Annotated in this window: 13 protein-coding genes and 1 pseudogene; 5 read left to right on the top strand and 9 right to left on the bottom strand. The window is 66.6% G+C overall.

The window, feature by feature from the left end:
* Window positions 1–17: 17 nt before the first annotated feature.
* The 4 genes and pseudogenes from QOC69_RS08560 to QOC69_RS08575 all read right to left on the bottom strand — a co-directional run bounded on the left by QOC69_RS08560 (window position 18) and on the right by QOC69_RS08575 (window position 3,340).
* On the bottom strand, window positions 18–800 hold the full coding sequence (locus QOC69_RS08560) for a VOC family protein (RefSeq protein ID WP_526438345.1): 783 nt from the start codon (window positions 798–800) through the stop codon (window positions 18–20).
* 13 nt (window positions 801–813) lie between these two features.
* Window positions 814–2,108 (bottom strand): annotated as a pseudogene (locus QOC69_RS08565) (TIGR03086 family metal-binding protein).
* Between the two features lie 258 nt (window positions 2,109–2,366).
* Window positions 2,367–2,822, bottom strand: coding sequence for an RDD family protein (locus QOC69_RS08570; RefSeq protein ID WP_526438347.1), 456 nt, complete (start codon window positions 2,820–2,822; stop codon window positions 2,367–2,369).
* The gene (locus QOC69_RS08575; protein ID WP_526438349.1) at window positions 2,819–3,340 is read right to left on the bottom strand and encodes a hypothetical protein; all 522 of its coding nucleotides are present in this window, start codon (window positions 3,338–3,340) and stop codon (window positions 2,819–2,821) included. Before QOC69_RS08575 ends, QOC69_RS08570 begins: the two co-directional genes overlap by 4 nt.
* A 134-nt stretch (window positions 3,341–3,474) precedes the next feature.
* On the opposite strand from QOC69_RS08575, the gene QOC69_RS08580 reads away from it, so the two are divergent.
* Window positions 3,475–4,839, top strand: a complete 1,365-nt coding sequence (locus QOC69_RS08580) for a flavin monoamine oxidase family protein (protein WP_526438351.1) — start codon at window positions 3,475–3,477, stop codon at window positions 4,837–4,839.
* Window positions 4,840–4,851: 12 nt separating this feature from the next.
* On the opposite strand, the gene QOC69_RS08585 is transcribed toward QOC69_RS08580, so the two are convergent.
* Window positions 4,852–5,751, bottom strand: a complete 900-nt coding sequence (locus QOC69_RS08585; protein WP_526438353.1) for an endonuclease/exonuclease/phosphatase family protein — start codon at window positions 5,749–5,751, stop codon at window positions 4,852–4,854.
* Between the two features lie 255 nt (window positions 5,752–6,006).
* Between QOC69_RS08585 and QOC69_RS08590 the strand changes: the two genes are divergently transcribed.
* Window positions 6,007–7,374, top strand: a complete 1,368-nt coding sequence (locus QOC69_RS08590) for a cytochrome P450 (protein WP_526438355.1) — start codon at window positions 6,007–6,009, stop codon at window positions 7,372–7,374.
* Here the strand turns inward: QOC69_RS08590 and ripD are convergent.
* Window positions 7,361–7,999, bottom strand: coding sequence for an NlpC/P60 family peptidoglycan-binding protein RipD (gene ripD, locus QOC69_RS08595; protein ID WP_526438357.1), 639 nt, complete (start codon window positions 7,997–7,999; stop codon window positions 7,361–7,363). The genes QOC69_RS08590 and ripD overlap by 14 nt on opposite strands.
* A 149-nt stretch (window positions 8,000–8,148) precedes the next feature.
* Window positions 8,149–8,286: a hypothetical protein gene (locus tag QOC69_RS08600; RefSeq protein ID WP_526438359.1), complete on the bottom strand. Its 138-nt coding sequence runs from the start codon at window positions 8,284–8,286 to the stop codon at window positions 8,149–8,151.
* Between the two features lie 3 nt (window positions 8,287–8,289).
* Here QOC69_RS08600 and QOC69_RS08605 point away from each other — a divergent pair, with 3 nt between their 5' ends.
* Together QOC69_RS08605 and QOC69_RS08610 are read left to right on the top strand one after the other, a co-directional pair.
* Window positions 8,290–8,847 carry a TenA family protein gene (locus tag QOC69_RS08605; protein ID WP_526438361.1) on the top strand — a complete coding sequence of 186 codons (558 nt, stop codon included), beginning with the start codon at window positions 8,290–8,292 and terminating at the stop codon, window positions 8,845–8,847.
* A complete protein-coding gene (locus tag QOC69_RS08610) occupies window positions 8,844–9,464 on the top strand; it encodes a TenA family protein (RefSeq protein WP_526438363.1) in 621 nt (206 codons plus the stop codon). The genes QOC69_RS08605 and QOC69_RS08610 overlap by 4 nt, the downstream gene beginning before the upstream one ends.
* 10 nt (window positions 9,465–9,474) lie before the next feature.
* On the opposite strand, the gene QOC69_RS08615 is transcribed toward QOC69_RS08610, so the two are convergent.
* Window positions 9,475–9,822 carry a TetR family transcriptional regulator C-terminal domain-containing protein gene (locus tag QOC69_RS08615; protein ID WP_526438365.1) on the bottom strand — a complete coding sequence of 116 codons (348 nt, stop codon included), beginning with the start codon at window positions 9,820–9,822 and terminating at the stop codon, window positions 9,475–9,477.
* The gene (locus tag QOC69_RS08620; RefSeq protein WP_526438369.1) at window positions 9,785–9,976 is read right to left on the bottom strand and encodes a hypothetical protein; all 192 of its coding nucleotides are present in this window, start codon (window positions 9,974–9,976) and stop codon (window positions 9,785–9,787) included. Before QOC69_RS08620 ends, QOC69_RS08615 begins: the two co-directional genes overlap by 38 nt.
* Window positions 9,977–9,992: 16 nt before the next feature.
* Here QOC69_RS08620 and QOC69_RS08625 point away from each other — a divergent pair, with 16 nt between their 5' ends.
* Window positions 9,993–10,217 carry a hypothetical protein gene (locus QOC69_RS08625; RefSeq protein WP_526438367.1) on the top strand — a complete coding sequence of 75 codons (225 nt, stop codon included), beginning with the start codon at window positions 9,993–9,995 and terminating at the stop codon, window positions 10,215–10,217.
* The last annotated feature ends 190 nt before the right edge of the window (window positions 10,218–10,407 follow it).

Genomic DNA, 10,407 nt, shown 5'->3' on the forward strand with positions numbered 1-10,407 from the left:
GTAGAACACATGTGCCCCTACTGTTGGGCCGCCGGTGTCATCACGCTGAACATCGCCCCCTGTGGGTCCATCAAGACCGCGGATCGTCCAACCGTTGGGATGTCGAACGGCTCGACGGCGACCTGCCCGCCCGCAGCGTTCGCCTGCGCCGCAGTGGCGTCGGTGTCCGGCACCGCGAAGTACACATGCCAATGGTTCGGCACCCCGGGCATCGGCGGTTCCATGCAGCCACCGACTTCCGTGTCCCCGACCTTGAGCAGGTGGTACGTCTGCCCCGGGCCCATCTCCATCGTCGCGGTGCCCAGGCCGAGTACGGCCTCATAGAACGCCAGCGCCGACTCGGGCTTTTCCGTGATCAATTCATTCCAGATCAGCGCCCCCGGTTCGTTGACCAGCGTCGCGCCGATGTGCTGATTGGCCTGCCACAGCCCGACCACCGCACCGGTCGGATCGGCAACGAACGCCATCGTGCCGGCATCGCCGACGGCCATCGGCGGCATGAACACCTGCCCGCCCGCGGGGCCGACCTTCTCGACCGTCGCAGCGATGTCGTCCACCGCGATGTACGTGTTCCACATCGGTGGCATGCCCTCCGGCGCCCCCGGGGCCATCGGCGCGATCGCCGCGACGGTTTCGCCGTTCAGCAGTGCCATGGAGTACGTGCCGCCCTGCGGCATCGGCTGGTCGTCGTAGCTCCAGCCCAACAGCGACGCGTAGAACTCCTTGCCCGCGTCCTGGTCGGTGGTCTGCAGGTCGACCCAGCTCGGTGTGCCCTGCTCGTATTCGGTCTTCTTTGGCATGACTGACCTTTCGTTAGTTGGCGGATGTTTGGACAACGGCCGGTTGCCGGCCGGTGAACGCGATGAGCCGATCGAGCACTGCGGCATCGGCCGCCGTCTCGACCGAGTCCGCGAACGCCGCGAATCCACGCGATTCAGGAGTGATGACCTTGCCCGCCAGTTGCAGCGCATAGTCGGCCACCGGCTCGGAGACCACAACATCTCGGCCGGTTGCGCTGGCGAAATCCCAAGCGTGAACCAAGAATTCGAGTGAAAGGATATTGACGGGCATGGCTGCGGGTACCTCTTGCGGACCCAGCTCGACCGTACCCTCCAGCCCCCGTCGACGCCAGGCCTCAAGTGCCGCTTGAGCCGCGTCCGCGACCTGAGTTTCCAGCGGCGTGTTCTGATCGCGCTTCGGCATCCGGGCGCCAGCGCAACCGCCGAGTGATGCTATTGAGCCCATAAGGTGGTCGGCCAGCTGCGCGACGGTGTACTCGGTGCACGCCGTCTGCTTGGTCAGATCATCGGAATCCATGTCACGCAGCACGCCCTGCAGCACCGCCAGTGTCGATTCGGCGCAGAGCAATTCGTCGATCGGATCGGGTGCCGCCGCCCATTCGTCGGGTCCCGCGTCGCCGTCCCGGCCCGCGGCCACCAGCCTGTCCATGAAGTGGTTCCACCCGACCGCGTGGTGCGCAGCCTGCTCGTCGGTCAGCCCGTCGTGCACCAGCCGCACCTCAGTACCGGCGTCGACCGGCGTCAGCGTGACCGTCACCGTCGACCCACCCGGTGCCGGGTCGCCGTCTTCCCAGCCCCATGAGTACGCCACTCGCTTGCCGGGCTCCACGTCGACGATGGTGCCCGCCGCGGTGTGCCCCGGCGTCACCGTCCACCGATAATCACCGCCCGGCCGTAACTCCACACGGGCGGCGACGGCCATCCATCGCCGAAGCCGTTCGGGCTGGGTGATGAGAGTGAACGTGGCCTCCGGGTCCAGCGGCACAACCACAGATTTCTCAAACGTCATGGCGGAGTCTCCTTTTAGGGTTGGTTGGCGTCGGCGACGAGGCGGTCGAGCTCGTCGCTCCAGAACGAATCGAACAGCGCGCGGAGCCGCAGCAGCCCGTGCTCGTCGAGCCGGTAGTACCTCTCCCGGCCCTGCTTGCGGGCGGTGACCAGACCGACCTCGGCGAGGACCCCCAGATGCTGCGATATCGCGGAGCGGGTGACCGAAAACTGCGATGCGAGTTGGGTGACGGTGAGCTCGCCCGCAGCCAGAAGCTGCAACAGCCGGCGTCGCGTCGGCTCCGCCGCGACCTCCAGCATGTCAGGCACACGTCAATACGTTAGCCGTCGCTAACGTATTGGTCAACGTCTGCACGCATCCACAGCGTCCCTTGAACGCACGTCAAGGAATATGTCGATCTGGTCGGTTCCGGATCACGGCGCCGGCATGATGTGTGTCGTGAACAGCGAAAATGGTCATCCGCAGATCGCAGGCGCGCATCACATGGGCTTGCAGCGGTGCTCGGTTTCGCGGGACCGGGCCCTTCTGATGGGCCGCAGACCGACGGCCGCCTGGAGTCAGCCGGCAGCTGGCCGCGAGTAGACCACCCGCGTGCGGAACGCGATGTCCTGCAACGATTGTCGCCGCCGATCGAACACGACCCACAGCAAGCCGATCGGGAACAGCACGCAACCGATCGCCCGTAACAATGCGATGAGTAGACGTACTCGCTGCGACCGCCGCCCGACGACCCGGAGGCCCATCGTCACCGCACCCGCGGTCGATCCCGAGACCGTCCAGCATCCCGTGAGGTACAGCACCGCCACGCCAAACGTGACGACCGTGGAGAACACCGCGTTCAGCGACGGCAGGCTGAAGGCCGCGGGCGAATACACAAGCCGCACCAAGATCAGGCCGCAGTACAGCGCGCTCATGATCAGCAGAACCACCACTAGATCGATGACGGCGGCCAGACCCCGCGTGATGATCCCGGCGACCCGCTCACCGTCGCGCGCCGACTCCGATTCGGTCACCGGTTATCCCGGTCACGCCCCAGCATGCGGTCTACTATTCCGGACACGACGTCGTCGGCGCGCTCGCTCTGCGTGCGAACGTCGGTCATCACCTCGGAGGTCATCGAATTCGTCGACTCGCGGATGATTGCGGGCAGGTCGACGCCCTCGATCACCTTGTCCGCCAAGGCGATCAGGTCGACCCGGTTGATCACCGCCTCGATTTCGAGATCGGCGGCCAGTGCGTCGATATCCACGCGATCGCGCATGAGCGCGTTCAGGTCGAGCTCGTCGAGAACCAGGTCCACCAGCTGGACCGCGGCCGTGACCACCAGCGCCTTGAACTGGTCGGCGCTCTCGGTCACCCACCGGTCGCCCCGCTCGGACAGGCTGGTGAGACCCCGGCGCATCAACGGCCCGAACACCGGCAGTTTCTCCGCGACCCGGTAGGCGGCCCCCGCGGTGTCCACCGCCATCGCCGCCGTACCCACGGCCGCCGCTACCACCGGGTTCTTCAGCAGGTCGACGTCGGTAGCCACCACCGAAGCGTAGTTCTCGCGTCTTGCGAATCTGACTTATTGACACATGCGGTAGTTACGGTGACGATTAGCTAGCAAATGCACCCGGCCGCCCCGGGGCGGCCCGGCTCGACACTCATCTAAGGGGCAAGCTCATGGCCGACGTGGACTATTGCGTGGTAGGTGCGGGCTTCGCTGGACTGACCGCCGCGCTGCGATTGAAGCAGGCAGGCCACTCGGTGGCGTTGCTCGAGGCCCGCGACCGCGTCGGCGGTCGCACCTTCACCGAGGTGCGCGACGACGGGTCGTGGATCGATCGCGGTGGCGCCTGGATCGGGCCGGGCCAAGACGCCATCTATGCACTGATGAACGAGTTCGGGGTGCCGAGCTACAAGCAGTACGTCGACGGCGACGCCATGATGTTCGTCGGCGGCAAGAAGTACCGCTACAAGGGCACGATTCCGTTGTCGATGAGCCCGTGGGCGGTGGCCAACATCGGCGCGGTCTTTCTCGAGCTGACTCAGATGTGCAAGGCGATTCCGGTGGATGCCCCGTGGGATGCGCCAAAGGCGCAGAAGTGGGATCAGCTCAGCTGGGCGGCCTGGCTTAACAAGCACACCCTGTCCAAACCCGCCCACGAGCTCCTCGAATCCTCGATCTCGGGGCTCTACACCTCGGCCGCCTCGGAGATCTCGCTGCTCTTCGTGCTCTACCAAATGGCGTCCTCCGGTGGGCCGAGTTTCGTGCTCGGTGTCAAGGACGCGGCCGAGGATGCCCGGCCGGTCGGCGGCATGGGCGCCATCCACCGGGCGGTCGCAGCCGAACTCGGCGACGCGATCCACCTGTCGCAGCCAGTCCGCAGCATCGCCCAGGACTTCGACGGTGTCACGGTCCGCTCCGACGACATGGTGGTGCGCGCACGCCGCGCCGTGGTCGCCGTGCCGATCGCCATCGCCAGCCAAATCATTTACGAGCCAATGCTTCCCGTTGACCGGTCGTTCCTGCACCAGCGGATGCCGCTCGGCGCGGTCTTCAAGATCGCCCTGGTCTACGACGAGCCGTTCTGGCGGGCCGACGGCCTGTCGGGCCAGTCCTTCGCGCCGGGGTCGCTGGCGAACCTCACCATCGATTCCTGCACGGACACAGCACGGCCCGGGGTCCTGACCGTCATCACGGAGGGGCCCGTCGCACGCCAGATGGGACAGCTCGATGAGGCTGAGCGCAAGAAGGCGGTACTCGCCGCCGTCGCCGAGAGATTCGGTGACAAGGCGCTCACACCGCTCGACTACCTCGAGCAGAACTGGGCCGTCGAGCGCTATTCCGGCGGCGGGATGATCAGCCACATCCCACCGGGCGTGCTCACCGAGTTCGGCCCGGCACTGCGCGAACCGTGCGGCCGCATCCACTGGGCCGGAACCGAGAGCTCGGCTGTCATGTACGGGTTCATCGACGGCGCCGTCCGCTCCGGCGAGCGAGCCGCAACCGAAGTGCTGGCACGCGAGAAGGCGGCGGTGTCCTGACTCGTTGCTGACTCAGTTCGATCGCGGTCGCCGCCACAGCCGCCAGCGCAGGCGTCGTCGACGGGGTTCAGCACCGGCTGCCGGCTGGATGCCGAGGCGGCATTGCACACCGAAGTGGTCGGAGGGAAAGACCCGCGGATGCGCGCTCGATATCGGTTCGGTCCCCAGCAGGTCAATGCTCTTGGCCGTCCATCCTGGACCCTTGAGCAGCACCCGATCGAATCGGACCTGCCTGTGCTTGTTCTTGCTGTCCAAGCGCATGAGGTTGATCGACGTATCTTCGGTGAAGCCGTCGTCGTGTGGTCGTAGCGCCGGCCAGAGGTCGCAATAGGGCGGACCGATCTGTTCGTTCTCCGCGTCGCGCATGTTGAAGTCACCGAGGACGACGGCGTTGTCGACTCCGCTCAGTGCCCGGAAGATCCTTCGCAGCTGCCGGGCGCGCAGTCCTGACGATGCCTTCCCGCTTTCGAGATGAACCGAGCAGATGACCACCGGGCTGCCGTTGATCGTGAATTCGGCCTCGAGGAATCCGCGTGCCAGGCGGGTCGGCAGCCGGGTGTACGTGGCACGGTTGATCGGGAACCGCGACAGCACCAGCATGCCGTAGTTGCCGAGATCGGCACTGGTGACCGCTGCGCGAAGGTAGTGTTCCCGTATCCACGGTTGGGCGAGGAAGACGTTCAGCGCCGTCGCGGTCACTTCCTGAAACACCATGATGTCCGGCATGTCTCGGGATAGCAGCTCCGCGATGGCGAGATAGCGATGGTCCGCGAAGTAGGGATCGAACCAGACGTTGAACGTCGCCAGGGTCAGCTCATCGCCGTCCACGGCACCGGCGGCGTCGATGTCCGTCCAGCGGTTGGTCGCCGCGTCGAACCTCCCGACGGGAACGCTGCGGTGACGGTGCCTCAAGCCCGCGCTCGGATCCCAATGTTTGCGAGAGGGTATGCGACGTCCATCGCGGCAAGTATGACCCACGAAGAGGGCTGCTGTTGGCGACTACGGCCTAATAGCGTTGGGTTGCAACGGCAACGCGCGCGTCGTCAGTGAGCTCAGTGTCACGATGCCGGCCTTCGCTCCGAGAATCTGCGCGTTGTCGTCCGTGCATTGACTCGACGTCTCGACCGTCTATCATCGCCGGGCCATGGCCGTTAGTTGGGAGGTGTGATGACCACTACCAATCAAGAACCGTCGACCAATCACGAAGCGTCGACGACTGCAGTGAAGCTGCCGCCCGGCCCACCCATCCCCCGGGCCATCCAAGGTGCGCTGGCCGTGGCCAACCGCAGGATCGCGCTCCAGATCGTGCGCCGTCGCTATGGGTCGGCCTTCTCGATTCATCTGCCCATCTTCGGGCGCATGGTCGTCATCAGCGATCCAGACGACATTCGTCAGCTGTTCAGGACCGGCCCCGATGCCGCAGACACGACCGACGCCAACCTCGGCCGCGTCATGGGACCGAACTCGTTGTTTGCGCTGACTGGCGACCGACATCGCGCACAACGCAAGCTGTTGACGCCACCGTTTCATGGTCGGCGATTGGCCGCGTTTGAGGCGATCGTCGAGCGGGAAGCGGTCAACGAGTTCGCGACGTGGCCGCACGATCGAACCTTCGCGACGATGCCCTCGATGATGCGCATCACGCTCAACGTCATTCTGCGGGCGGTGTTCGGGGCCGAGGGCCAGGAGTTGGAACGCCTGCGGGAGATGCTGCCGCCTGCGATCCAACTCGGCTCGCAGCTTGCCTTGATTCCAGTGCCGCAATGGGATTGGGGACGGTGGAGTCCGTGGGGCCGGTTCCACCGATATCGCCGAGACTACGACGCGATCGTCGACACGCTGATCGACAAGGCTCGCGCCGACCCCGATCTCGACTCCCGCGACGACGTGCTGTCGTTGCTGCTGCAGAGCCGCTACGAGGACGGTTCACCGATGACGCGCGCCGAGATCGCCGACGAGTTGCTCACCATGCTGGCGGCCGGTCACGAAACCACCGCCACCACCCTTGCCTGGGCCGTGGAGCGGCTGCAGAGACACCCCCGGCTGCTCGACCGCCTGAACGCCGACCTCGACAACGGATCCGACGAACTCCTGCACGCCACCATCCTCGAGATCCAGCGCACCCGCCCAGTCATCGACAACACGTTCCGGCAGGTCAAGGCGCCAACACTGCAGATCGGCCCGTGGACGTTCCCGCAGGGGCAGACGATCGTCGCCAGCATCGGGCTGCTGCACGCCGACGAAGCCGTCTTCCCCGACGCAGGCCGCTTCGATCCCGATCGCTTCATCTCCCGACCCCCCGACCCCGCGGAATGGATCCCGTACGGCGGCGGGGTCCGCCGCTGCATCGGCGCGGCTTTCGCGACCATGGAGATACGGGTCGTGCTACGAACTCTGCTGCGCGACTACGTCATCCGTTCCGTGAGCACCCGCGACGAGCGCTACCAGTCGCGCGGGGTGGCCATCGCACCCGCACGTGGGGCGCTGGTGCGCATCCACCCGAGGCGGGGATCGCCCGAGCTCACTGTGCGATGACCCGGCCCAGGTAGGGAGCCATGTTGGTGGTGCGGACGGGTGAGACCACCACGGCCGGATCGGTGGCCTCCAGCATCTGCCCGTTCCCCAGGAACAGTGCGACGCTTTGGCTGCCTTCGGGGCCATAGAACAGCAGGTCCCCAGGGAGGGCCTGGGACGGCAGCACCTTCGGCAATGCGGCGTACTGCTGGCCCGAGGAACGCGGCAGTTTGACCCCGACGCCTGCGAAGGCATACAGCGCCAGACCGGAAGCATCGAATCCGACGACGGTGGGAGCCGGGGCCACGCCGGCGATAGCGGGAGTCGGGGTCAAGGCACCCTGGGCGGGGGTCGGGGTCAAGCCGATTTGGGGAGATTGGGTCAAGCCACCGAAGGCGGGAGCCGGAGCCGAGCCGACGATGCTGATGTCAGCGCTCTCGGCGGCGGGTTTGGCGCCGAGAGTGGGGCCTGAGGCATTGCCGCCTCCATAGGTGTACGGCACGCCGCGCTGCGCGAGCGCACGCGCGATCACGTACTGGATGGTTTGTTGCCTGCTGGCCGGGCCGGTATATGGGTCAGCGGTCGCCAGACCGGGCGTCGCCATCAACAGGGCCACGCTGATCGCCAACGCGTAGATGCGTCTCATTCGAATTCCACCTCTCCGGCGTCAACGCGATGTCTTCACGTTTCGGCCGACATTCCATGACTCCCTGCTGGGACGTCCCGCCCGTGTGGCCAAAACCGCACCGCCCGTAGATTATCGGCAATTCTTGCCCCGGCTCCGCTACCAGGGCGTCACGGCGAATTCGTTATGCCTTTGTGCAGCAATTGATCCCCGGTAGATGCGTGCCCGATACCTTGCGAGGCAGCCATCGCGCCCGGCGTACCCACGTGGTCGGTGTCGATCTGATCGTCGGCGTCGCTATTGTTCATGGCGTGCTCGATCCCCTTTGGTCCGCCGCTACCCGGCATCCGTTCCTCGACGCGGTGCGCGACGGCACGATTGCGGACGCGGCCTTCGATCGATGGCTGGCGCAGGACGCCCTGTTCGTCGCGGACTTGCTTGCCTTCCAGGCTCGGCTACTGGGACGCGCGCCGCGGCAGGCTCAGGCCGCGCTCGCAGACGGATGCGTCGCGCTCGTTGCCGAGCTGGACTGGTTCGAGGTGATGGCCGCGCGACGAGGGATCGACCTGGGACCGACTGCGCTACCGGCGACGCTCGCCTACCGCGCACTGCTCCTGCGGCTCGATGCCGCGCCGTACACCGCCGCGGTGACGGCGCTCTGGGTCCTGGAACGGGTGTACCTGCTCGGGTGGGCCTCCGCCGCGTCGAGCACGTCCCCGTTCGGGGAGTTCGTCGAGCACTGGACTGCCCCGGGCTTCGCGGGCTACGTCGACGCGCTCGGCGAGCTGGCCACCCTCGACGGGCAGGACGACCTGGTGGCTGACGTGCTGACGCACGAGGTGGCGTTCTGGGACATGGCACTGGCATGACTCTGTCGACTCGGTTGTGGGCCGACAACGGCGACCTGGCGGCGGAAACGCTCGCCCATCCCTTCCTGCGTGGCCTCGGAGACGGCTCGTTGCCCCGTGGGATCTTCGCGGGCTACGTCGCGCAGGACGCCTTCTTCCTCGAATCCTTCGCCCGCGCATACGCACTGGCCCTTGCTCGCAGCTCCGACACACCCACGCTGCTCGCGTTGGCCGATCTGCTCGCCGGGGTTCGCGAGGAGCTCGGGTTGCACACCTCATACGCCGCCCGCTGGGGTATCGACATGGCAGGCGTCGAGCCATCATCGGCGACCCTGGCCTATACCGACTTCCTGCTCGCGACCGCAGCCACCGGCACGTTGGGCATGGTGTTCGCCGCGATGACTCCCTGCATGCGGCTCTACGCCTGGCTCGGCGCGTCGCTGGACGCCGATGCGGCGGGACCGTACGCGGAGTGGGTTCGGACCTACTCCGACCCGGGCTTCGAGGCATTGGCCTGCCGGCTGGAACGACTGCTCGACGAACAGGCCGACGACGGGGCCGCGGTGGCCGCGATCTACCGGCGGGCGATGCGCCTGGAGCTGGCCTTCTTCGCGGCAGCCTTTCACCGCTCGGCCTGAGCGCCGCCCGTCACGGTGCCGTCGACCGGAGCCGCAGGATCCGGCTGATCAACACCTTCACCGTGTCGAGGTCGGTCGCCCGATCGGCATCGGATTCGGGGTAGCCGCGGCCATAGCGGCCATCGGTCAGGATCACCATCCAACGCGCCACCGTCATCGGCGCGAGTTGGGGATCGATGATCCCTTGCGCGGCTGCGGACTCGATCAGATCGGCGATCCCCTGGGCCAACCGGCGATCGTTCTCGGCGAGGACCTGCGCGAACTGCTCGTCATGATGAGCCTGCGCCAGCACCTCGACCATCAGCCCGGCGATCTCCGGGTCAGCGGACTCCGCGGCGATCTTGTCGACGACACCCATCAGCGCCACCCAGGGAATCGGGGTGGGCGCGGGCCGCGGTCGGTGCGTCCTCCCATTCGGTGCGATCCAGCTCGAAGATGCCGTGAATGATGGCCCGCTTGCTGGGAAAGTAGTGGAACAGATTTCCCGGGCTCATCCCCACCGCCGCGCAGATCTGCGCGGTGCTCGTCTTGTCGAAGCCATGGGTTGCGAGGAGGCCGACGGCGGCGCCTGACCGCGTCGTCGGTGAGCAGCCGGATCAGCGGCTCGGTGTCACCGCTGAGGGCCGCGGCGAGGACTTCCTCGACGATCTTCCCCGCGGCGACCGCATCGACCTCGGTACGGGGCCGGCCGCTGGTGACGTGGTGCTTGGCACGCCGGTAGATGTCCGCGGGGCCCTTTCACCCGCCCCGTGATCGGCCGGCTCGACACCTTCGGGCTAGCGTCGCGAGTCGGCAAACGCATTCCTCACCACGACCAACGTGCGCGTGGGCCGAAAAAATGGCCCGCCGGATTTCCGCCCTCTACGCACGTTCGGTGGGCCGAGATCGGCTGCGGCACCGAACAACCCGTGGCCGACCTGGGCGCTGCGCCTAGCTGGCAGCT

Origin of the sequence: Mycobacterium sp. (assembly GCF_032162105.1) — a bacterium.
Taxonomy (GTDB): Bacteria; Actinomycetota; Actinomycetes; order Mycobacteriales; family Mycobacteriaceae; genus Mycobacterium.